This window comes from Pseudoclavibacter chungangensis (assembly GCF_013410545.1).
GTDB classification, from domain to species: Bacteria; Actinomycetota; Actinomycetes; order Actinomycetales; family Microbacteriaceae; genus Pseudoclavibacter; species Pseudoclavibacter chungangensis.
This window is the reverse complement of the sequence record NZ_JACCFV010000001.1, coordinates 2,393,273-2,415,330: the sequence shown is the minus strand read 5'-3', so window position 1 is coordinate 2,415,330 and position 22,058 is coordinate 2,393,273. Positions and strand designations below refer to the sequence as shown.

Annotated in this window: 16 protein-coding genes; 11 read left to right on the top strand and 5 right to left on the bottom strand. The window is 70.6% G+C overall.

The annotated features are described in order from the left end of the window. The first annotated feature begins 89 nt into the window (after positions 1-89). From frr to HNR16_RS10755, 7 genes are all read left to right on the top strand, one after another. On the top strand, positions 90-644 hold the full coding sequence (gene frr, locus HNR16_RS10785) for a ribosome recycling factor (protein WP_158039732.1): 555 nt from the start codon (positions 90-92) through the stop codon (positions 642-644). A gap of 3 nt (positions 645-647) precedes the next feature. Further along, complete coding sequence (locus HNR16_RS10780) at positions 648-1,694, top strand: phosphatidate cytidylyltransferase (protein ID WP_158039731.1); 1,047 nt, start codon at positions 648-650, stop codon at positions 1,692-1,694. A 63-nt stretch (positions 1,695-1,757) separates the two neighbouring features. Then, positions 1,758-2,318 (top strand): DivIVA domain-containing protein, encoded by a 561-nt coding sequence (locus tag HNR16_RS10775; protein ID WP_225737779.1) that lies wholly within the window; start codon positions 1,758-1,760, stop codon positions 2,316-2,318. Positions 2,319-2,421: 103 nt separating this feature from the next. After that, a complete protein-coding gene (locus HNR16_RS19035; protein ID WP_218868435.1) occupies positions 2,422-3,015 on the top strand; it encodes an aggregation-promoting factor C-terminal-like domain-containing protein in 594 nt (197 codons plus the stop codon). A gap of 135 nt (positions 3,016-3,150) precedes the next feature. Then, entirely contained in the window at positions 3,151-3,843 is a 693-nt protein-coding gene (locus tag HNR16_RS17875) for an aggregation-promoting factor C-terminal-like domain-containing protein (protein WP_218868434.1), read from the top strand. Positions 3,844-3,981: 138 nt separating this feature from the next. Continuing rightward, entirely contained in the window at positions 3,982-4,287 is a 306-nt protein-coding gene (locus tag HNR16_RS10760) for a hypothetical protein (protein ID WP_158039729.1), read from the top strand. Next, entirely contained in the window at positions 4,284-5,015 is a 732-nt protein-coding gene (locus HNR16_RS10755; protein ID WP_158039728.1) for an alpha/beta hydrolase, read from the top strand. The genes HNR16_RS10760 and HNR16_RS10755 overlap by 4 nt, the downstream gene beginning before the upstream one ends. A 9-nt stretch (positions 5,016-5,024) precedes the next feature. On the opposite strand, the gene HNR16_RS10750 is transcribed toward HNR16_RS10755, so the two are convergent. After that, on the bottom strand, positions 5,025-6,071 hold the full coding sequence (locus HNR16_RS10750; protein WP_158039727.1) for an AI-2E family transporter: 1,047 nt from the start codon (positions 6,069-6,071) through the stop codon (positions 5,025-5,027). Between the two features lie 68 nt (positions 6,072-6,139). Beyond that, positions 6,140-7,561, bottom strand: a complete 1,422-nt coding sequence (locus tag HNR16_RS10745) for a DivIVA domain-containing protein (RefSeq protein WP_179558209.1) — start codon at positions 7,559-7,561, stop codon at positions 6,140-6,142. Positions 7,562-7,846: 285 nt separating this feature from the next. On the opposite strand from HNR16_RS10745, the gene HNR16_RS10740 reads away from it, so the two are divergent. Further along, entirely contained in the window at positions 7,847-10,447 is a 2,601-nt protein-coding gene (locus HNR16_RS10740; RefSeq protein WP_158039725.1) for a DUF8094 domain-containing protein, read from the top strand. Next, entirely contained in the window at positions 10,440-11,414 is a 975-nt protein-coding gene (locus tag HNR16_RS10735) for a tetratricopeptide repeat protein (RefSeq protein WP_225737778.1), read from the top strand. The genes HNR16_RS10740 and HNR16_RS10735 overlap by 8 nt, the downstream gene beginning before the upstream one ends. Before the next feature lie 72 nt (positions 11,415-11,486). On the opposite strand, the gene glgB is transcribed toward HNR16_RS10735, so the two are convergent. The 3 genes from glgB to HNR16_RS10720 form a co-directional block, all read right to left on the bottom strand. After that, a complete protein-coding gene (gene glgB, locus HNR16_RS10730; RefSeq protein ID WP_225737777.1) occupies positions 11,487-14,051 on the bottom strand; it encodes a 1,4-alpha-glucan branching protein GlgB in 2,565 nt (854 codons plus the stop codon). A 40-nt stretch (positions 14,052-14,091) separates the two neighbouring features. Further along, positions 14,092-16,041, bottom strand: coding sequence for an alpha-1,4-glucan--maltose-1-phosphate maltosyltransferase (locus tag HNR16_RS10725; protein ID WP_377700619.1), 1,950 nt, complete (start codon positions 16,039-16,041; stop codon positions 14,092-14,094). 418 nt (positions 16,042-16,459) lie between these two features. Continuing rightward, complete coding sequence (locus HNR16_RS10720; RefSeq protein ID WP_158039724.1) at positions 16,460-18,601, bottom strand: glycogen debranching protein; 2,142 nt, start codon at positions 18,599-18,601, stop codon at positions 16,460-16,462. 86 nt (positions 18,602-18,687) lie between these two features. Between HNR16_RS10720 and HNR16_RS10715 the strand changes: the two genes are divergently transcribed. Together HNR16_RS10715 and HNR16_RS10710 are read left to right on the top strand one after the other, a co-directional pair. Further along, the gene (locus tag HNR16_RS10715; protein WP_158039723.1) at positions 18,688-19,878 is read left to right on the top strand and encodes a cysteine desulfurase family protein; all 1,191 of its coding nucleotides are present in this window, start codon (positions 18,688-18,690) and stop codon (positions 19,876-19,878) included. 161 nt (positions 19,879-20,039) lie between these two features. After that, on the top strand, positions 20,040-22,007 hold the full coding sequence (locus HNR16_RS10710; protein WP_158039873.1) for an ABC transporter ATP-binding protein: 1,968 nt from the start codon (positions 20,040-20,042) through the stop codon (positions 22,005-22,007). The last annotated feature ends 51 nt before the right edge of the window (positions 22,008-22,058 follow it).

The following is a 22,058-nucleotide window of genomic DNA, read 5'->3' as shown; positions in this document are numbered from 1 at the left end:
CGCCGCTCGGTGCGACGCGCGTGGAAGCGCGTCCGCACCCGGGTGCGCGTCGATAGGATCGAACCGACCTCCGCGCGAAAGGAAGCCTTGTGATCAAGGAAGTACTCGAAGAGACCACCGAGAAGATGACCAAGGCCGTCGAGCACGCGCGCGAGGACTTCAGCACGGTGCGGACGGGCCGGGTCAACCCGGCGCTGTTCCAGAAGCTCACGGTGGACTACTACGGGTCGCCGACGCCGCTCGAGCAGCTCGCGTCACTGCAGGTGCCGGAGGCCCGAGTGCTCGTCGTCACGCCGTACGACAAGTCGGCCCTCAAGGAGATCGAGAAGACCATCGCGACGGCGCCGAACCTCGGTGTGACGCCGTCGAACGACGGCAACATCGTGCGGGTCGTCATGCCCGAGCTCACGGCCGACCGCCGCAAGGAGTACGTCAAGCTCGCGAACTCGAAGGCCGAGGAGGCCCGGGTCGCGATCCGCAACATCCGCCGCAAGGCGAAGACCGATCTCGACGCGCTGCGCGACGAGGTCGGCGAGGACGACGTGACGCGTGCCGAGAAGGAGCTCGAGGCGTCGACGAAGCAGTTCATCGAGCGCATCGACGAGGCGCTCAAGAACAAGGAAGCCGAGCTCCTCGAGGTCTGATCGATGTCGCCCGACGCCGAGCCCGGGGCTCGTCCCGATCGCCCTGACGATCCGGACGAGCCGGTTCGGCGCACGCCGGACGAGGTGCCGACGGACACGTCGGACCGCCTGCAGCGCATCGAGCAGCAGGCGAGGCTGGCCGGCAACGAGGTCCGCGCCCAGGTGCGGGCGGGTCGACGACGGATCAAGGCGAAGAGCGACGAGATCAACGCCCGCTCTGGGCGGAATCTCGTGTTCGCGATCCTCATCGGGGTCGTGCTCGGCGGCGCGCTGCTGCTGAGCCTCCTGTTCATCAAGCAACTGTTCATCCTGTTCGGCGTCGCGATGGTCGGGTTCGTGTGCCTCGAGCTGTCGAACGCGATGCGCAGCACGGGGCGGCACGTGCCGCGGGTACCGACGCTCGCCGTCGCGATCGTGATCGTGCCGGCCTCCTACTACTTCGGCCCGGCGGGGCAGTGGATCTCGCTCGTCGCGGGCATCCTGTTCCTGACCGCGTGGTGCATCGTGCGCGCGTCGCTGCGCTCCGAACCGCCGCCGCGTGCGGACGTGTGGAACGACGTCCTCGCGAGTGCGTTCGTGCAGCTGTACGTCACGTTCCTGGGGTCCTTCACGGTCATGCTCGCTGCGCAGGAGCGCGGCGAGTTCTGGGTCCTCGGGTTCCTTCTCGTCGTCATCAGCATCGACACGAGTGCGTACGTGTTCGGCCTCAATTTCGGCAAGCACAAGATGGTGCCCCGCATCAGTCCGTCGAAGACGTGGGAGGGGCTCGCCGGTGCGGCGCTGACGTCGCTCGTCGTGTCGGTCGCCGTGAGCGTGTTCCTGTTCGACATGCCGTGGTGGTTCGGCCTCGTGGTGGGGCCGGTGCTGCTCGTGACCGCCACCGCGGGCGACCTCACCGAGTCGATGGTGAAGCGGGATCTGCAGATCAAGGACATCTCGTCGTGGCTGCCGGGACACGGTGGCTTCTTCGATCGGCTCGACTCGATCCTGCCCTCGGGGGCGATGGCGTTCGCGCTCTACTTCTGGGGTGCGAGCCTCACCCTGCACTGACGCGTTCGTGGTTCGCACGGCGCGGTGCGACGCGAACGGCTCGCGTGCGGCACAATGGGTGCTGTGAGTGCCAGTGCGTTCCCCAAAGCTCCGAAGGGCCAACTCGGCTACGACCGCGACGAGGTCGACCGGGCCCTGCGGGTCGCCCGTCAGCGCTACGACAACTTCGACAACGGCTCTGGCGGCAAGCGCCTGACGACGTCGAGCATCCGCCTGACGGCGTTCACGATGCGCAAGGGGGGCTACTCCGCGCCACACGTCGATGCGGCGCTCGAACGACTCGAGGACGCGGTCGCCGTGCGCGAGCGTGAGGAGCGCATCGAGCGCCTGGGGCGCGACGAGTACCTCAAGCAGACGAAGGCGACGGCGCGTGCGGTACTGAAGCGCCTTCGTCGCCCCGACGGGGAGAAGTTCGACCGCGTCTCGGTGCTGCAGCGCGGGTACGACGTCAAGGAGGTCGACGGGTTCGCCGCGCAGCTCGAGCAGTTCCTCCGGGGTGGGACGCCGCTGTCGCTCCGCGAGGTGCGGGGAGTCGCGTTCACGCCCCGCCGCCGCGGCTACCAGGAGGCCCAGGTCGATCTCGTGATCGATGCCGTCGTCGACGTGATGCTCGCGATCCGCTGACCCGTTCGCGGACGTCGCGTCACGGTTCGGATTGTCGGACCGTGATCCGTTCGTTACCATCGTTACCGTTGTGTGCCCCCAGGCACCGCAGAACGGATCGAACGTGACCACGGAATCTCCCATCGGCTCCCTTCGGGCTCGGCGTCCCCGGAACCGCCCGCGTCGCCGCTTCCTGCTGCCCGCGGCGGGCGCTTGCGCCGTCCTGGGGTCCGCGTTCGTCGGGCTCTCGTTCGTTCCCGCCTCCGCACCGGCGACGGCCGACAACCCTTCGCTCGAGCAGCTCGCTCAGTCGGAGTCGCAGGGGTACGAGGCGAGCCTCGTGTCGGGCGAGGACGGTTCGACGGTCGCCGGCGACCGGAGGGACGACTACGCGGTCGATTCCATCGATCCGACCGACAAGAACGCGCTCAAGCAGATCGCCTCGGAGATGGCGGCGGAGGACTACGGGTGGGGTGCGGGTGAGTTCTCGTGCCTCGACAAGCTGTGGGAGAAGGAGTCCGGCTGGAACCCGTACGCCGAGAACTCGAGCTCCGGTGCGTACGGCATCCCGCAGTCCTACCCGGGGGAGAAGATGGCCGCGGCGGGCGCCGACTGGAAAACGAACCCCATCACGCAGATGACGTGGGGCATGGACTACATCAAGGCGGTCTACGGCACCCCGTGCGCCGCGTGGAACCAGCACAACGGCTCGTACTGATCGATCGGGGTGGGGCGCACGCGACCCTCCCGGTGTTCCGGCGGCACTCAGCTCGCTCGCGGCTCGGCGTTGTCTATCCGTGATCATTCCGTTACCATTGACGGTATCGTGACAACAAGTAAGGCAACCGCAGACATGACTCAGCTCCGTGCAGGCTCCGTTCGGGCCGTCCGTCCTCGCAGCCTCCGCAACACGCGCACGAGGGTGCTGTTCCCGCTCGCCGCCGTTGCCGCGGTCGCCGGCATCACGCTCGTGGCGGTCGGGCAGGCCGGTGGCGGAGCGGCGGTCTCGAGCGTTCCGAGTGTCGCCGAGCTCGCGGCCGCCGAGTCGCAGGGCTACGACTCGAACCTCCTGACGGCCGACGGCTCCGCCTCGGCGCCGGACCAGGGCGTGACGGACAGCCGCGCCGGCGACACGCTCGCCGTCGAGGTGACGACTCCGACGCCGACGCCCACCAAGACGGAGCAGTCGAGCGGCTCGAGCGGCTCGAGCGGCAGCAGCGCCGGTGACGCGCCGGCCGCGGATCCGGGCAGCGCGCAGGCGATCGCACAGGACCTGGTTGCAGCGCGCGGCTGGGGAGCGAGCGAGTACAACTGCCTGTACCAGCTCTACCAGCGGGAGTCGGGTTGGAACGTCGGCGCCGAGAACTCGTCGAGCGGGGCGTACGGCATCCCGCAGGCGCTGCCCGGCAGCAAGATGGCCAGCCACGGTTCGGACTGGCGGACGAACCCGGCGACCCAGATCGCATGGGGTCTCGACTACATCTCGGGCCGCTACGGCACGCCCTGCGGCGCCTGGAACCACTCGGAGAACAACGGCTGGTACTGACGCCCGACTCGAACGACCGCCCGACGCGGGCTCCGGAACGGAGCCCGCGTCGTCCCGTTCCGGGCGGGCACCCGTCACGCACGGCGGCCGCTCACTCGCACGCAGGGTCGCCTCGCCCGCGTTCCCTAGACTGTCGGCATGCCCCGCTCGAACCGACCGCGCCGAAAGGGGCACGGGGGCCGAGCGGACGACCAGGACGAGCGTGGGCTCGAACGGCTCCGTGACGGGTGGCGGCGCACCGAGGTCCGCAGCGGTGTGTCCTGGACCGTGCAGCCGATCTCGGCGGAGCGAGCCACGAAGCCGTACACCTGCCCCGGTTGTGGCGGCACGGTGCAGCCCAGGACGGCTCACCTCGTCGCCTGGCGTGCCGAGGGGATCCTCGGTGACGACCGCGCCCTCGCGGATCGTCGGCACTGGCACACGCACTGCTGGAGGACGTCATGACCGAACCCGAACGCATTCGAGCGAACACGGAGTTGCCCGCGATCCGCGAGGACATCGAGTTGCGGACCGCGGACGGGCTCACGCTCGTCGGTGAACTCGCGACGCCGGTCGGGCGTGAGCCCGTCGCGACGCTCGTGACGCTCCACCCGTTGCCGACGCACGGCGGATTCATGGACTCGCACATCTTCCGGAAGGCGGCGCTCCGGCTCCCCGCGCTCGCCGATCTCGCGGTCCTGCGCTTCAACACACGTGGGACGAGCTCACCGCGCGGGACGAGCGACGGTGCGTTCGGTGACGGGGTGACCGAGCGGGGTGACGTCGAAGCGGCGATGGCGTTCGTCGGAGAGCGGGGGCTCCCGAACCCGTGGCTCGTCGGGTGGTCGTTCGGGACGGAACTCGTGCTCAAGTACGGGCGGCTGTTCCCCGACGTGGTCGGGTTCATCATGCTCTCGCCGCCGATCCGGCGGACGACGCAGGACGAGCTCGTGGCGTGGAGCGACGAGACGCGGCCGACCGTGATGATCGTGCCCGAACTCGACGACTATCTTCGGCCCGAGGAGGCGCGGGCGCGGACGGCGTCGGTGCCCTGCATCCGGGTCGTCCCGGTCGATGAGGGTCGCCACCTGTGGGTCGGGGAGAAGCAGACGTCTCGCGTGCTGGGCGAGATCGTCGCACTCACGAATCCGAGTGCTCTTCCGCTCCCGACCCACGTCCCGAACGCGAGCTGACGGGCGACCTCAGCGCTCGTTCTGCGCCGGGATCCACACCTCGCGGATGAGGATCAGGATCGCGGCCGCGACGGGGATCGCGACGAGCGCACCGAGCAGTCCGAGCAGCGTGCCGCCCGTGAGTGCTGCGATCACGACGACCGGGCCGGGCACCTTGACCGCGGAGCTCATGATGCGCGGGCTGATGAGGTACGCCTCGAGCTGCATGTAGACGACGTACCAGATCGCCAGGATCCACCACACATTGCTTCCGGAGTCCGTCAGCACGAGCTGGAGCAGCACGATGACGACCGACGCCGAGAGCGTTCCGACGAGCGGGATGAGCGAGCCGAGGAACGCCACGACGGCGAACAGGGCGGGAACCGCTGCGCCCAGCAGCGTGAGGATGATGAACGTGAGCACGCCGTTGACGAGTCCGAGTGAGACCTGCCCGACGACGTAGCGGCCCACCGAGCTCGTGATCTGCTCCGTGAGATCCGCGACGCGGGCGCGACGGGATGCGGGCGTGAGCTGGTAGAAGCTGCGCTTCATGCTGTTCATGTTCGAGACGAAGTACAGCGTCAGGATGAACACGATGAGGGTGCCGAAGAAGCCGTTGACGATCGTGAATCCCACCTGCAGGACGCCCCCGCCGATGACGGCCACGTTGTCCCGCAGCCAGGTGAGGGCGTCGTTGATCGCCTGATTGACGTTGAGGTCCGGGAACGTCGTGTTCGCCCACTCGATCACGTTGAGCTGCGTGATGCTCGCCACGATCGTGTTGTACCGCTCCACGATCGAGGCGGCCTGCTGTGTGACGGAGGGGATCATCGCCCACACGACGAGTGCGAGTGCCCCGAACACGGCGACGAGCGCCGTGAGGATGGCGAGCCAGCGGGGCCAGCGGTGACGCTCCAGCCAGCCGATGATGGGTTCGAAGCCGAGTGCGAGGAACAGGGCCGCCCCGACGTATGTGAGTACCGTTCCGAGCGACGAGATCATCCCGCCGAGAACGAGTGCGGCGAGGACGCCGAGCGTGGCGACGAATCCGAGCCGGAACGGGCGTTCGATGCGCATGGTTCTCCTCGCGAGACGACCGTGCGCCCGGCCGGTCGGCCGGGCGCACGGTGCTGATCAGTGTATGACTAGCGTGAGCCGTTGCCCGCTGCCGGTGCACCCTGCTTCGAGGAGGCGCCGACCTTGCGCGTGTCGTCGCCGTCGCGCTGCTGGGCGGACGTCGTGTCGGTACCCTGCTGCGCCGAGCCCTCCTTCTCGCCGCCCGCGCCCTTGGGCTGCTGCTGCTCGGAGGGCATCGAGATGCCCGGCAGGTTGACGTTCGAGAAGGCCGCGCGGAGCCCGTCGAGGTACGTCGCGACCTGCTCGCGCTCCTCGCGGATCTCGGTGAGGCGCGACTCGGCGTCCTCGATCATCGAGCGCGTGCGCTGCTCGATCTCGGCGTTGCGTTCGCGCGCCTGACGGTTCGTGTTGTCGAGCAGGTCGGCGGCCCGGCGCTCGGCCTGGTCGATCGTCTCCTGGGCGCGGCGGCGGGAATCGGCCATGAGCTTGCCGGCCTCGCGTCGCACCTGCTCCGATCGCTGGTTGAGGTCGGCGAGTTGCTCCGTCGCGTCGTCGATGAGCTTCTTGGCCGCGGCCTCCGCCTTGCGCCCGGCGGCCACGAGCTGCTGCTCGAACTCGTTGCGGCGCGAGGTCAACTCGACCTCGAGTTCGTTGCGCTGCGCCGTCAACTCACGCATCGCGGTCTCACGCTTCGCGTCCAGCTCGGAGGCCGTCTGCTGTCGAGCGGCATCGCGCTCGCGCTCCATGGCCGCGCGCTCCTGCACGAGCTCCTGGTCGTGCTGCTCCCGGGCGGCTGCCAGCTCGCGCTCGAGCTCACCGCGTGCGAGTTCGAGCGCCCGACGCTGGGTCGCGAGCGCGTCCTGCGTCTCGGCGATCTCCTTGTCGGTCTGCTGGCGCAGGGCCGCGACCTCCGCCTCCGCCTCGGCACGCAGCGCACCGACCTCGAGGTCGGTGCTGTGGCGGAGCTCGCGCAGCTCGGTCGTCACCTGGTCCTTGACCGTGTCGATCTCGCGCTCCTGGTTGCGCTTGATGAGCTCGGCCTCCTGGCGAGCGTTCTCGAGCAGGCTGTCGGCCTCGGCGCGCGTGTCGGTCGTGAGTCGCTGCGCACGCGTGTCGGCGTCGCGCGTCACACGCTCGGCGTAGTCGTTCGCCTCCTGATGGATGCGGGCCGCATTGCGCTGCGCCTCGCCCTCGATCCGGTCGGCCTCGCGCTGCGCGTCGGCGACGAGCTTCTGCGCCTGCTGCTCGGCGGTCGCGAGCGTGCCCGCGAGCTTGGTGCCGAGACCCGAGTACGTGGGGGAGCCGACCTCGCCCAGCTCGCGCTCGAGATCGCGGACGCGCTTGCGCAGCTCCTGGATCTCGCGCGATTCCCCGTCGTCGTGGGTGCCCTGCTGCGAGACCTGCCTGCGCAGGTTCCGGATCGCCTCGTCAACCTCTTCGCGGTTGTACCCGCGCATCGCCGTCGAGAAGTTGATGTCGTCGAATGGCAATTTCGGCCTCCGGGTCGATGGAGCGGTCACAACGTCGCCGCCGTGATCGCACGACATGGCGGTTCCGTTTGCAGTGTAATGCGACCGGGGGGCCGACGCGCTGGGCACTCCTCCCCCCTCGGACGGTCGCTCGTGGCGGAATCCCGGGGTCCCGAGAGGGGGTTGCGATAAACTGAGGGGTCAGCAACACCCGTTTCTGCCCCAGTGGACGCGGGAGAACAACCCTCGCGAGAGGAGTGCGTGGCCGAAGCGCGGCCCGCGACCGGTTCTCGAGAAGGAGCTTCAGTGCGTTTCATCCTTGCGGCGGTGTCACTCGTGGTGAGCCTCGCCCTGTTCGGTGTCGGCATCTTCCAGATCGTGGCGGCCCGCGCAGAGGACCAGGTCACCGCGGCCGGCGCGACCAGCAACGGCGCGCCACTCATCGTCATTCCGTCCGAGACCCTCGTCACTCACGCGGGTGCCCAGAAGATCGACATCGAGGGCGACGGGCCGGTCATCGCGGTCGTCGGACGCCAGGGCGACGTCGCCGCGTGGGTCGGTACGACGACGCACGATCTCGCGCAGATCGACCCGGAGACGGGACAGATGGTCTTCACGCCCGGTGAGGGCAGCGACGCGACCGCGCCGAACCCCGCCGGAAGCGATCTCTGGTACGAGGAGTACACGGGCGACGGCACGCTCGAGGTCGACGCGTCGCTCCCGCCCGGCTTCGCGGTGCTCATCGCGAGCACGGGCGACACTCCGGCACCCGGTCAGCTCAGCATTACGTGGCCGCTCGACGGTCGGGCTCCCTGGTCGGGGCCGCTGCTCATCGCGGGCGCCGTGTTCCTGCTCATCGCCCTGGGGCTCGGGCTCTGGGGGCTCATCGAGCTCCGGCGTGGCATCAAGCCGCGGCGCAAGTCGAACGCCGGTGCCGGCGCGCCGATCCCGCTGGCCCCGGGGGCAGAGGCGGCGGGCTCGTCGGACGGGGACGACCGCGCGTCCTGGCCCCCGCCGACCCTCGAACCGAGCTTCTCCGGCACGGCGCAGGACGGGACCTCGCTCCCGTCGCCGTGGTCGGCGGACGATGGGGCGGCCGACGACGGCACCGCAGCGAGCGCGCCGACGTGGGATGCGCCGGACGGCCCGGACGCTCCGGGGACGACGCGGATCGAGACCTCCGCCACGTCCGAGGCGCCGACGTTCGGCTCGTCACCCGACGCTGCCGCCTGGGGTGGAGTGGCCACCGGGGATGCGGCCGCACCGTCGTCGCCGTTCGGTGACGCCACCCGGGAAGGCGGCCCGTCCGGCGTGGACACGGCCTCGGCACCGGACACCCCGTCGTGGGCGTCGGCCGAGCCCGTGCGCGACGGGGAGCCCGAGCGCGGCACCTGGAACGCCCCGGTCGGTGACGACCGGCCGGAACACTCGTGGCGAGCGGACACGTCGAGCCCTGCGGCGGATGCGTCCGGACACCACGGATCGCATCGGGGCTCCGAGCCGTGGGAGTCCGCTCCCACGGACGGCGGGTTCGGCGAGCGGTCGGGCGATGCCGGGACGCATCACGGCGAGCACCGCCACGCGGGTGCGTGGGAGGATCGAACGGACTCGACGAGTTCGCCGTCCCGCGACGACGCGGTGGACGAGCGCCGGGACGACGACGACACGCATTCGGACGGTCCGTCGGATTCCGATCCGTCCGATTCGGGTCCGTCCGATTCGGGTCCCTCGGATCCGGGAGACATCGGCCCGGGCGCCGGTTCGCCGGACGAGGCGTCCAAGTGGCGTCGGCCCCGTGGTCGCGACCGTGCGGCGGCGCCCAAGCGGCTGTTCCGTCTCGCGCCCGTCTTCCTCGTCGGCACCCTCTTCCTGACGGGCTGCTCGTCGGTCACCATGTGGCCGGAGGCGCTCGGTGGTCCGCCGGAGAACCCCACCCCGACTCCGACGTCGAACATAGATGCGGCGCTCGCGGAGGAGGGAGCTCCCCTCCCGGCGCTGAGCGACACACAACTGACGGACATCCTCGCCGACACCGCGACGGTCGCCGAGAGCGCCGACGCGTCGGGCGATGCGAAGGAGCTCGAGGTTCGGTTCACTGGAGCGGCGCTCACGGAGCGGACGGCCATGTACAAGGCCCGCTCGGTGGATGCCGCGATGGGCGGGCCCGACCCGTTCCCGACGGGCAACGTGGTCTACACGGTGCCGGAGGCGACCGACAACTGGCCGCGGACGGTCTTCACCGTCGTGGAGTCGGGTACCGCGGGCGAGGCGCCGTTCGGCATCATGCTCGTGCAGGACGAGCCACGGGACACCTACAAGGTCGATTCGCTCACGCGCCTCGCCGCGAACGTCAGCTTGCCCGATGCGCCGCCGGCGGCCATCGGCTCGCCCGGTCTCGCGCAACTCGCGCCGAGCCTCGCGATCGCCCCAGATCAGCTCGCGGCGGCCTACGGCAGCGTCATCCTCGAAGGGGACGCCTCGCCGTCGGCGGCATCGTTCAGTGCCGAGACCGACCCGCTGCGCGAGCAGATCGGTCAGGCGTACCGTGACGGCAAGCTCGGGGCGATCGACCAGGCGACGTCGCGGCTCGAGTTCTCGAACCGGCCCGGTGCCGACGCGCCGGTCGGCGTCGGCACGCTCGACGGCGGTGCCATCGTGGCGGTCTCGATGGAGGAGGTCGAGCGGTTCTCGGCCCGGAGCCAGCTCGCGACCCTCTCCGTGACGGGACGGACCGCCGCCCTCGCGGGCGTCACCCAATCGCCGAACGGCTTCGAATCCGTCTTCACCGACCAGCTGCTCTTCTACGTCCCGCCGGCCACGGCGGGCAAACCCGTCCAATTCCTCGGGTACTCGCAGACACTGACGAGTGCCCGTCAACTCGATGCCAGTGAGGTGACGTTTGGCTGACCCACAGATGGACCCCGCCGACCTGCGCGGAGCCGTAGATCTCTCCGCGCTCGTGCAGCGCGCGAACGGTGCAGGCGAGGGGGCAGCGCCCCCGACGGCCGAAGCGGCACGTGCCGAGGCCGTCGCCTCGGGCGCCGAGCCGATCGCCGTGCTCCCCGACGCGGTGGTGGAGGGTGACGAGCAGACGCTGCAGGAGTTCATGCAGCTGTCGCGGTTCATGCCGGTCGTCGTCGAGATGCACGCGGCCTGGTCGAGCGAGGCGCAGGCGCTCTCGCCCGTGCTTGCGCGGCTCGTCCGGGCACAGCACGGCAGGCTCGTGCTCGTACGGATCGACCTCGACGCCCACCCGATGCTCGGGAAGCAGCCGCAGGTGCTCGCGCTGCTCGCGGGACAGCCCGTGCAGTTGTTCGCGGGGAATCCGCCGGAGGAGCAGATCCAGCAGCTGTTGGACGAGATCCTGCAGGTGGCGCAGCAGCAGGGGCTTCGCGGACGCGTCCAGATCGAGGGCGGTGGCGACGGAGAGGACGGCGCGGAGCCCGCTCCCGAGCCCGAGCTCCCGCCCCTGCACGCCGAAGCGTACGCGGCGATCGAACGCGGTGACTACGAGGCCGGGATCAGCGCGTTCGAGCGCGCGCTCGCCGAGAACCCCGCCGACGAGCAGGCGCACGCGGGCCTCGCCCAGGTGAAGCTGCTCGAGCGACTCCAGGGCCGCACACTCGACGAGATCCGCTCGCGGGCGGCCGCCGAGCCCGACGACCTCGACGCGCAGCTCGACGTCGCCGACCTCGACCTCTCCGGCGGTCACGTGGAGGATGCCTTCGATCGACTCCTGCGGGCGTTCCCGAGCGCCGACGCCGATGGGCGGACGCGCATCCGGGAGCGTCTGCTCGAGCTCTTCGAGGTCGTCGGCAGGGACGATCCGCGCGTCTCGGCGGCCCGCCGACGGCTCACCTCGCTGCTCTTCTGAGCGACGCGACGGAACGAGGGAGCCCCTCACGACTCTGGTCGTGAGGGGCTCCCTCGTTCCGTCGCGGTGACCTCAGAACGCGGTGCGGCGGCGGAACCAGACGGCGCCGAGCGGCGGCACCGAGAGCTCGAGCGACTGGTCGAACCCGTCGTGCGGCTCGTTCTGGGACGAGACGGATCCGAGGTTGCCGACGCCGGAACCGCCGTACTCGAACGCGTCCGTGTTGAGGATCTCCTCCCACTCGCCCGCGGCCGGCACACCGATGCGGTAGTTCGAGAGCGCACTGTTGGAGAAGTTGAACACCATCACGATCTCGCCGTCGCGATCGTGGCCGCGGCGGACGAACGCGAGGAGCGAGTGCTCCGCGTCACCACCCGCGATCCACTGCAGTCCCTCGGGCGAGTTGTCGAGCTCCCACAGCGCGGGTGCGTCGCGGTAGACGCGGTTGAGCCGTGCGAGGAGCTTCGAGACGCCGCGGTGCGGCGGCTGGTCGAGGAGCCACCAGTCGAGCCCGCGGCTCTCGTCCCACTCGGACGGCTGCGCGAACTCCTGGCCCATGAACAGCAGCTGCTTGCCCGGGTGACCCCACTGGTACGCGAGGAATAGCCGCACGTTCGCGAGCTTCTGCCAGTGGTCACCGGGCATCTTCGAGAACAGCGAGCCCTTGCCGTGCACGACCTCGTCGTGCGAGATGGGCAGGACGTACTTCTCGCTCCAGGCGTACACGAACGAGAACGTGAGGTCACCGTGGTGATAGCGGCGATGGATCGGATCGCGCTCGAAGTAGCGCAGATCGTCGTTCATCCAGCCCATGTTCCACTTGAGGCCGAACCCGAGTCCGCCCTGGTCGGTGGGGCGGGTGACGCCGTCCCAGCTCGTCGACTCCTCGGCGATCATGACCGTGCCCGGGTGCAGCCGGTACGCGGTCGCGCACGTCTCCTGCAGGAACGCGATGGCCTCGAGGTTCTCGCGGCCGCCGAATTCGTTCGGGAGCCATTCGTCGCGCGAGTAGTCGAGGTAGAGCATCGAGGCGACCGCGTCGACGCGGAGTCCGTCGATGTGGAACTCCTCGAGCCAGTAGAGCGCGTTCGCGACGAGGAAGTTGCGCACCTCGGGGCGGCCGAAGTCGAACACGAGCGTGCCCCAGTCGGGCTGCTCGCCGCGCCGTGGGTCGGGGTGCTCGTAGAGCGGTCGGCCGTCGAAGCGGGCGAGCGCGAACGCGTCCTTCGGGAAGTGTCCGGGAACCCAGTCCATGAGCACGCCGTACCCGGCCTGGTGCAGGCGGTCGACGAGGTAGCGGAGGTCATCGGGTGAGCCGAGGCGCGAGGTCGGTGCGTAGTAGCCCGTGACCTGGTAGCCCCACGAGGGCCCGTACGGGTGCTCCGCGAGCGGCATGAACTCCACGTGGGTGAAGCCGAGGCCGTCGAGGTAGGGGATGAGCTCGTCGGCGAGCTGGCGGTAGCCGAGTCCGGGCCGCCACGACATCGCGTGCAACTCGTAGACGCTCATGGGCGAGTTGTGCGGGTCGCGCGCGGCGCGCTCACGCATCCACGCGTCGTCCGCCCACACGTGACCGGCCGGTGCCGCGACGACGGACGCGGTGTGCGGCGGGCGTTCGGCGAATCGCGCGACGGGGTCGGCCTTGTCGATCCACACGCCGTCCTGCGTGAGGATCTGGAACTTGTACGCTTCGCCCGCGCGGGCACCGGGCACGAACAGCTCCCAGATGCCGCGACCGTTGAGGCGTCGCATGGCCGCTCGGGACCCGTCCCAGTCGTTGAACGAACCGGTGACCCGGACGGCGTTCGCGTCCGGGGCCCAGACGGCGAACGCGACGCCGGGAACCCCCTCGGGCGAACGCTCGTGGGCGCCGAGCACGTCCCAGAGGCGCTCGTGCCGCCCCTCGCCGAGCAGGTAGAGGTCGAGCTCGCCGACCGTCGGGAGGAAGCGGTACGGGTCGTCGGCCGTGTCGACGGCATCGCCGTAGTGCGCCTCGATGCGGTATGCCTGCAGGCCGCGCGTGTGAGCGGCGGCCCAGATGCCGTGGGCGACGTGTTCGAGGTCGACGCGTGTGCCGTCCTCGAGCACGACGACGACCTGCGAGGCGAGCGGTCGGCGGACCCGGACGGCGACCGAGCCGTCGCCGAGCGGGTGCTGACCGAGGACGTCGTGGGGTGCGCCGTGGCGTCCCTCCGCGAGGGCGGCGAGTTCGTCGTCCGAGTGGCCGCCGACGGCGGAACGACCGTCGTCGTCGGGTTCGGCCGCGGCCGCCGCCTCGTCCGCCGTGACGGTCGTCCCGATGTCGTCGCTCGCCGCCGTCGCGTCGGGTGCCTCCCGTGACTCGCCGACGGTCGGCGCATCCGCATCGGCATCCGCGTCGGGCACGGTCGCCCGCATCGCCGAGGTCGGCGCCGGGGTCGGGAGGTCCGCGGGCGGGACGACCGGTGCCGTGGCGGCCTGTGTGGCGTCGGGTCGGACGTCGTCGCGAGCCGGGAGGAGTGCGCCCTGGACCGGCGCCGCATCGATCGCCGGCCGACCGGCAGGCAGGGTGCCCGGTGCCGCGCCGGCGTGCTTCGCGCGCGGTGCGTGCTGTTCGGGCGCGTCGCCGGGCCCGCTGGTGTCGTCGTTCGTGGTCATGCTGGTGTCCTCGTGATCGTGGGCGGCGTCGCCCGGTGCATCATGCGCCGGTGGGGCGCACGTGCAGGACGTGCGCGGGGGTCGTGTGCGGGTCGAGGCGGACGTAGTTGTCGTCACCCCAGGTCCAGACCTGGCCCGTCAGGAGGTCCTCGACCTCGAACAGGCCACCGGGTGTGCCACCGAACGCCGACTGGTCGATGTGCACCATGCTCTCGACGGGGGAGTACGGGTCGAGGACGACGACGACGATGATCGTGTCCGCGACCCCGTCGGGCGCGTACTCGGCGGGCAGGTGCTTCGAGAACGCGAGCAGCTGCTCGGAGTCGGTGCGCTGGACCGTGAGGTTGCGCAGGTGCTGCAGCGCGGGGTGGGCGTGCCGGATCTCGTTGAGCCGCGTGACGTACGGCGCGATGGAGTGGCCGGACGCCTCCTCGGTCGCCCAGTCCCGTTCCTTGAACTCGTACTTCTCGTTGTCGATGTTCTCCTCGGACCCGGGGCGGGCGACGTTCTCGATGAGCTCGTAGCCCGCGTACATGCCCCACAGGGGGGAGCCGGTGGCGGCGATCGTGGCACGGATCGTGTACGCGGGCCGCCCGCCGAGCTGCAGGTAGGACGTGAGGATGTCGGGGGTGTTGACGAAGAAGTTCGGCCGGAGGAAGTCGCTCGACTCGTGGGAGACCTCGTCGAGGTACGTCTCGAGCTCCTCCTTCGTGTTGCGCCATGTGAAGTACGTGTACGACTGCTGGAAGCCGATCGCACCGAGCGCGTGCATGACGGCGGGGCGCGTGAACGCCTCCGACAGGAAGACCGCATCGGGGTGCACGGCCGTCACCTCGGCGATGAGCCACTCCCAGAACTGCAGCGGCTTCGTGTGCGGGTTGTCGATGCGGAAGATCGAGACGCCGAGGTCGATCCAGTGCAGGAAGGTGTCGAGCACCTCCTGGTAGAGCCCGTTGCGGTCGCCGTCGAAGTTCAGCGGGTAGATGTCCTGGTACTTCTTCGGCGGGTTCTCCGCGTAGGCGATCGTGCCGTCGAGGAGCTGCGTGAACCAGTCGGGGTGCGCGTCGACCCAGGGGTGATCGGGCGTGGCCTGCAGGGCGATGTCGATCGCGAGCTCGAGCCCGTTGCGGCGCACCTCGGCGACGAAGTCGCGGAAGTCGTCGACGGTCCCGAGCTCGGGGTGGATGTCCTGGTGGCCGCCCTCGGCCGCGCCGATCGCCCACGGGGAGCCGGGGTCGTTCGGGCCGGCCGTGAGCGTGTTGTTCGGGCCCTTGCGGTTCGTGCGGCCGATCGGGTGGATGGGCGGCACGTAGAGCACGTCGAAGCCCATCGCGGCGACGGCGGGGACGCGTGCCGACGCGGTTCGGAACGTGCCGCTCGACCACGTGCCGTCGTCGTTCCGGTGCGCTCCCTCCGAGCGGGGGAAGAACTCGTACCAGGCGCCGCGTCCCGCGAGTTCGCGCTCGACCCGGATGCGTCGGACCGGGGAGTGCGTCACGAGCGAGCGCACGGGGTGGGCCGAGAGGATCGAGAGGACCTCGTCGTCGACGAGCGCGCCGAAGCGGGTCGGCACGGCGTCCTGCGTGCTGGTCGACCGTCGGGCAGACTCCCTGAGGAGCAGGCGCTCGTCGGGGTCGAGTGCGGGATCGGCCGCGGCCCGCTCGAGGATCGCCGCGCCCTCCCGGAGCATGAGCTCGACGTCGACGCCCGCCGGGATCTTGAGTTCCGCGTTGTGCCGCCAGGTCGCGTAGTCGTCGCCCCACGCCTCGACGTGCCACTCGTTGACGCCGCGCTCGCGCACCTGCAGTTCGCCGTGCCAGCGGTCGGTCCCGGGTTCGCCGGGCACGAGGCGCGCGCGCTGTTCGTGCCCCGATGGCTCGGTCAGCACCACCTCGACGCCGATCAGATCGTGGCCCTCGCGGAACGCGATGCACGAGAAGGGGATGACGTCGCCGACCGTTCCCTTCGTGGGGAACAGATCGTCCTCGATCTGCGGGCGGAGCCCGAGGATCGGGATGCGTCCGATGACCGGCGTGTAACCGCCGGGGAATCCTGCGTCGGCGGCGGTTGCGTCGGCCGGCGGTGCGGTGACGTCGTCGGGCTCGACCGCCGTGTCCGGTGCGTCGGGCGCGGTCCGCCAGGTCGCGCGGGTGCCCGCCGTGGCTCCCGCGGCCGCACCCGACGTCGTCCCCTCGCCGTGTGGTCGGACGGGTTCGGTCGGCCCGGCGGGCGCGACCGGCCGCGCCCGTTCGCTCGGCTCGGTGGTACCGGGTTCATGGTCCGCACCGAGCGGACCGTCGGCGGGAATCGGGACGTTCTGGTCTGGTGTCGTGGCCACGATCCGAAGGTAGCAAGCCGCGGGGGTCACGACGTGGGCGGATTCCCGGCCGCGGACGAGCGCCGAGGCGCTAGACGACGGCGACGTGCAGACGGACGGTCGGGCCGTCGAGGCGGACCTCGGAGCGTCCCGTGAGCGTCGGTCCGGCGTTCGCGGGCGACGGCGACTCGAGCGAGGAGTCCCACACGGTCTCGAAGCGCGAGACGCCCTCGGTCTCGGGGAGGCGGACGATGACCTCGTCCTCCGAGCCGTGCAGGACGAGCAGCATCGCGTCGACGTGATAGCCGTCGGGCACCCGGAGGGTGTCGCCGTCCTGCAGGGCACGGGCGGGCGGTGTGTCCGGCTCGGTGGGTCGGTCGTCGGGCTCGTCGGCGACGAGGGTCCAGATGAGTGCCTGCACGGTCCGCGTCGACGACGACCCCCAGGTCTCGGGCGACATGGGGCGACCGAGTGCATCGAACCAGTCGATGCGCGTCTCGTGTTCCACGAGGTCGCGGCCGTGGTTGTACGCCTGCGGCCGCAGCACGGGGTGGGCGTTCCGCAACGACACGAGCTGCGCGACCTGTGCGCAGAACGCCTCGGCGTCGGGACGGACGCTCCAGTCGATCCACGAGATCGGGTTGTCCTGCACGTAGGCGTTGTTGTTGCCCCGCTGGGTGCGCGCGAACTCGTCGCCCGCCGTGATCATGGGCACCCCGGCGCTGATGAGCAGCGTGGCCACGAGATTCCGCATCGCGCGACCGCGTGCCGCGATGATGCGCGGATCGTCCGTGTCGCCCTCGAAGCCGAAGTTGTACGAGCGGTTGTCGTTCGTGCCGTCCCGTCCGAGCTCCATGTTGAGCAGATTGTGCTTCACGTTGTAGGAGACGAGGTCGCGGAGCGTGAACCCGTCGTGGGCCGTGACGAAGTTGACGCTCGCGAGCGGCCCGCGCGAGTTCGCGAACAGGTCCGACGACCCCGCGATCGCCGTCGCGAGATCGGAGGTCCCGCGGGGCGCCTGCCCGTCGCGTCGTGCATCGGCGACGTCACCGACCCAGAAGGATCGAAGCCGGTCGCGATAACCGTCGTTCCACTCCGACCAGCCGTCGGGGAAGTTGCCGGTCTGCCAGCCACCGAAGCCCACGTCCCACGGCTCGGCGATGATCTTCGCGTCGGCGAGCCGGGGCTCCTCGACGATCGCGTTCAGGAGCGGGTGGTCGCGGACGAACGTCGTGTTCCCGTCGCGCCCGAGCTCGGCGGCGAGATCGAAGCGGAACCCGTCGATGTGGTACTCCTCGACCCACATGATGAGCGAGTCGAGCACGAGCTGCTGCACGACGGGGTGGCTCGTGTCGAGCGAGTTGCCGCAGCCGGTGACGTCGATGGGGAAGCCGTCGTCGTCGACGCGGTAGTAGTTCTCGTGGTCGATCCCGCGGAACGAGGTGGTGTCGCCGTCGCGGCCGCCCTCGGCGGTGTGGTTGTAGACGACGTCGAGGTAGACCTCGATGCCCGCGGCGTGGAGCGCCCGGACCGCCTGCTTGAGCTCGAGCGCGGCCTGCGCGGCTCGGCCCGCCTCGCCCGGGCCGCTCGCGTAGGCGGGGTGCGGGGCGAAGAAGGCGAGCGTGTTGTAGCCCCAGTAGTTCACGCGGTCCTGCGCGCGCAGGAACGGCTCGGAGTCGAACGCGTGGATCGGGAGGAGCTCGACCGCGCCGACCCCGAGGCGCGTCAGGTGGGACACGAGCTCGGGGCTCCCGAGCGCGGCGTAGCTGCCGGCCCGTTCGCCCGCCCAGGGGGCGAGCTTCGTGAGGCCCTTCACGTGCGCCTCGTAGATCACGACGTCCCCGAGGGCGCGTCGCGGCGGCTCGACACCCTGCCAGTCGAACGGCGCGTCGTCGAGCACGACGGCGCACCAGCGGGGCTCGGCGGCCGTCCCGAGGTTCTCCACACCGTGCGCGTAGGGGTCCAGGAGCAGCCGTTCGCCGTCGAAGTCGTGCCGGACCCCCTCGGGCCCGTCGACCTGGATCGCGTAGCGCGCACCCGGGACGAGTCCGTCGCTCACGACGGACCACACGTCGTCGAGACCGCGCTCGAGCGGCCCACGGCCGATGATCGAGCCGTGCTCGTCGAGGAGGCAGAGGTGGATCGCGGTGGCGTTGCCCGACCAGACGCGCAGCTGAGGACCATCGGGTCCGTGCGTGACGCCGAGGTCGGTGGTGCGTTGAGTGAGATGCATGCGGCGTAGGGTTGTCGGCGGCCAGGGGCACCCGTCCTGGGACGGGCCGCCCGAGAGTCTACGACCATCCCGGGGGAGGTGCCGACGTGACCGTCTACCTCGATCATGCGGCGACGACGCCCATGCGTCCCGAGGCCCGCGCCGCCTACCTCGACGCGCTCGCCCTCGTCGGGAATCCGGCGTCGATCCACGGGCACGGTCAGGCCGCGAAACGCGTGCTCGAGAACGCGCGGGAGCGGGTCGCCGAGGCACTCGACTGCGATCCGATCGAGGTCGTGTGGACCTCGGGCGGTACCGAATCGATCAACCTCGCGATCAAGGGTGCCTACTGGGCGGCACGCGGTGCGCGGCCCGCCGTCGTGACGAGTGCGGGGGAGCACCACGCGACGCTCGACACGGTCGAGTGGCTCGTCGAGCACGCGGGTGCCCGTGCCCGGAGCGTCGGGCTCGACGGCGAGGGGCGGGTGCGCCTCGACGAGTTCGAGGCCGCGCTCGCCGACGGGCTCGCGGCGGTCGCGTCCGTGCTCGTCGTGAACAACGAGGTCGGTGCGGTCCAGCCCGTGCGGGGCCTCGCCGCGCTCGCGGCGGACGCGGGCGTGCCGCTGCATCTCGACGCGGTGTCGGCGTTCGGTCACGTGCCCGTGTCGCTGCGGGACACGGGTGTCGCCGCCGTGAGCGTCTCGGCGCACAAGATCGGCGGGCCCGTCGGCATCGGCGCGCTCGCGGTGTCGCGGACCGCGTCCCTCGAGGCGCTCGTGCACGGTGGCGGTCAACAGCGTGGGCTCCGTTCGGGTACGCAGGACGTCGCGTCCGCGGCGGCGTTCGCCGCGGCGGTCGACGCGAGCGTCCGGGAGGCCGCGGCCGAGTCGTCCCGCCTGCGGGAGCTGCGGGACGAGCTCGTCGCGCGCGTGCGCACCGAGGTGATGGGAGCCGTCCTCCGCGGGCCCGAGCCCGGCGCCACGTTCGACGACGCGGGCACGATCGTGCCCGCGCGGGTCGATGCGAACGCGCACTTCACGTTCGACGGGTGCCAGGGCGATTCGCTCCTGTTCCTGCTCGACCTCGCGGGCGTCTCGGTGTCGACGGGCTCCGCGTGCCAGGCCGGGGTCGCGGAGCCGTCCCACGTCCTTCGCGCGATGGGACTCGACGAGCGAACGTCCCTCGGGGCACTGCGGTTCACGCTCGGGGCGGGCTCGACGAGGGCCGACGTCGATCGCCTGCTCGCCGTGCTGCCGGACGCCGTCGAGCGAGCGCGCGCCACGGGGTACTCCGCCTGAGCGTTCCGCGTCGCCCGGCGTGCGGGGATCGCGTGTCCGCGCGGTGCCGCGACGGGCGACCGGGCGGAGGGTCTCGGCGGCACCGGCGATCTCGGCGGCACCGGCGATCTCGGACGGCCAGGAACAGGATCCCCCGCACAACTACTGTTGGCGGCGTGACGATGCGAGGCGGGCCCGGGGCGCGCGTCGGGGTGCGCGACGAACGCGCGCAGCGACAGGCGAATGCCGATGCACCGCGCATCCGCGGGCTCTGGCGGCGCATCGGTGGGCTCTTCCGGCCCTATCGCGCCCTCATCGCCGTCGCGATCGCACTCGTGCTCGTCACCGCGGGCATCTCCGTCCTCCCGCCGCTCCTCACCCAGCGCGCGTTCGACGAGGGGCTGTTCCCGGTCGACGGTGGCGGTCCGAACCTGCCGGCGCTGTGGAAGATCGTGCTCGTGATGGCAGGCCTGTTCATCGCGTCGAGCGCGCTCGGCATCTGGCAGAGCTACCTCACGGCCCGCGTCGGCAACTCGGTCATGGGTGATCTGCGCGTGCGCCTGTTCGAGCACCTGCAGCGCATGGAACTCGCGTTCTTCACGCGGACGAAGACCGGCGTCATCCAATCTCGGCTGCAGAACGACGTGGGTGGTGTGGCGTCGACGCTGCAGTCGCTCATCACGAGCGTCGTCGGCAACACGGTGACGGTCATCGCCGCGGTCGTCTCGATGGCGGTGCTCAGCTGGCAGCTCACGATCGTCGCACTCGTCCTCATGCCCCTGCTCGTCCTCGTCCAGCGGCGCGTGGGCCAGGTGCGTGCGCGCATCGCGACGGCCACGCAGGAGTCGCTGTCCGACATGACCGCGATGACGCAGGAGGCGCTCGGGGTCTCGGGCATCCTGCTCGCGAAGTCGTTCGGGCAGGAGCGCGCCGAGGCGGCGCGCTACCGCGGGGCGAACCTCAGGCAGATCGGCCTGCAGGTGCGCCAGACGATGAGCGGTCAGGGATTCTTCGCGGTCGTGTCCGTCGTGTTCAGTCTCGTCCCGATCGTCGTGTACGTCGTGTCGGCGTACCTCATCACGGGCGGCAACCCCATCACGGCGGGAACGATCGTCGCCTTCACGACGGTGCAGACCCGGCTCACGATGCCGCTGCTCGGGCTCATGCGCATGGCCCTCGACGTCCAGACCTCGAAGGCGCTCTTCGCGCGCATCTTCGAGTACCTCGATCTCGTGCCCGCGATCCGTGACGCCCCCGATGCCCGACCGGTGGACGACGCACGCCTCGGCGAGGTCGAGTTCGACGAGGTCGTGTTCCGGTATCCTGATGCCGAGGACGACGCGGTGCCGACCCTCGATCGTGTGTCGTTCCACGTCGAGCCGGGGCAGTACGTCGCGTTCGTGGGGCCGTCGGGGGCGGGGAAGACGACGATCGCGTATCTCGCCGCACGCCTGTACGAGGTGTCGGGCGGCGCCGTGCGCTTCGCCGGCGACGACGTCCGGGAGATCCGGCACGACTCGCTCGTGGACGCGGTCGGGACGGTCAGCCAGGAGTCGTACCTGTTCCACGCCTCCATCGCCGACAACCTGCGGTACGCGAAGCCCGGGGCGAGCGACGCCGAACTCGAGGCCGTGTGCCGGCGCGCGAACATCCACGAGACGATCGCGTCCTTCCCGGAGGGCTACGCGACGATCGTCGGGGAACGGGGCTATCGGCTCTCGGGCGGCGAGAAGCAGCGCATCGCGATCGCGCGCGTCCTGTTGAAGGACCCGGCGGTGCTGGTGCTCGACGAGGCGACGAGCGCACTCGACACCCTCTCGGAGCGGCACGTCCAGCGAGCACTCGACGCGGCATCGCACGGCCGGACCGTGCTCTCGATCGCCCACCGACTCTCGACCGTGCGGCACGCCGACACGATCCACGTCCTCGATCGCGGCCGGATCGTCGAGTCGGGGACGCACGAGGAACTGATCGAGCGGGGTGGCCTCTACGCGACCCTGCACGCCGAACAGCACGTCGAACAGGAGCTCGCCGTCGACGGCGAGGAAGCCGACCACGTCGAGGACCCGGTCGCGGGTCGCGAGCCGACGCGTGCCGAACGGACGCAGCCCGGCGCGACGGCGGACGAGGGACGCGCGACCCGCGAGTGACCGTCCGGCGACACCGTGCACCGACGGGCTCGTCGCCGACAGCGACGCCGA